This window comes from Silvimonas sp. (assembly GCF_031291215.1).
GTDB lineage: Bacteria > Pseudomonadota > Gammaproteobacteria > Burkholderiales > Chitinibacteraceae > Silvimonas > Silvimonas soli.
On record NZ_JARLJK010000027.1, the window covers coordinates 1 to 1083 of the forward strand.

General features: G+C 56.3%; 3 protein-coding genes. 1 reads left to right on the plus strand and 2 read right to left on the minus strand.

Annotated features, from left to right (window positions below; all coding sequences use genetic code 11):
* On the plus strand, positions 1–248 hold a 248-nt coding region (locus P4L78_RS01230), incomplete at its 5' end, for a hypothetical protein (RefSeq protein WP_309326428.1).
* A 403-nt stretch (positions 249–651) separates the two neighbouring features.
* Here the strand turns inward: P4L78_RS01230 and P4L78_RS01235 are convergent.
* Together P4L78_RS01235 and P4L78_RS01240 are read right to left on the minus strand one after the other, a co-directional pair.
* Entirely contained in the window at positions 652–852 is a 201-nt protein-coding gene (locus P4L78_RS01235) for a ferredoxin (RefSeq protein ID WP_067749181.1), read from the minus strand.
* A gap of 21 nt (positions 853–873) precedes the next feature.
* A partial coding sequence (locus P4L78_RS01240) for a cytochrome P450 (RefSeq protein WP_309326431.1) occupies positions 874–1083 on the minus strand: 210 nt, incomplete at its 5' end.

Consider the following 1083-nt stretch of genomic DNA (forward strand, 5'->3'; position numbering starts at 1 on the left):
CGAGAAGCGAACAGCGCAGTGCCAACGGTTGTTTGCCAGTCATGGTAATAATCCCCTCCGATTCCGGCTTGTTTGAGCTCGGCGTCAAATTTCTTTTTGGTTTGTTGGTTTCGGAACCGTCAAAAACAGCCTTCCGATGCCGGGCGATTCGAAAATCTCAATTTTGGCTTTGCACCACCAAGCAGCTTGCAGTTGGGGGTGTCGTCTTGTTTGCCGTCACGTCACGAGCAAGGCCTGCAAGCTGTTGATTTTCTGGCGACACAGTCCCCTTGCTTGGCATCCATCTACTCCCGCTTCGAACTTAAACAAACGTTCGTTAGGTCGATTGGGTAAATCCTTGCGGCGGATTTGTCAAGTGTTCGGCGTGCGCCGGCACTGCCATTGCGCAAAGACAAGCGAATGCCTGATTCTGGAGCGCGGCATTTTTCCCGGAGATCGGCATTTGCTGATTTGGGATTGACCAATTTCGCATCAAATGACGAGAGACGGGAAACGCACGTCGCGCCGCTGCGGCAAAACAGTGCGCATGTTCAGGGCGCCACGGGGATGCCGTGATGATCGTTCCTGATCGTCAAGTATGTCGCGTCCCGCCCGCGCGCCATAGCCGGACAGCTTCTCCCATGGCGTGGCGCAAGGGTCGGGATTGTTCGTTCACTCCTCGATGATCGTGATCACCCGATCGGGACAGGCTTTGGCACCAAGCCGCGCCGCTTTTTCCATGTCGCGCGGAACTTCCACGGTCTGGCCGCGCAAGGCATTGTAACCATTGCTATCAAGCTTGTAGAATTCCTTGGCCATGACCCAGCACCGGGCGTGGCCGCAGCAGTTGCGTTCGTCGACCGTGATACGCATTTTCTTGCTCCTTCGCGCAGATCACCAGACCAGATCGAGCGTCCGCATGGAGCGCAGAAAGCCGGTGACATAGGTTGGTGCGGTTCCCGGTTTGATGGCAAAATCGGGAATTCGCTTGAGCCACTCCTGAAGGACGATGCGCAGTTCCAAGCGCGCCAGATTGGAGCCGATACAGCGGTGCGGGCCCGCGCCAAAGGTATTGTGCGGTACGGTCTGACGGTGAATATCGAC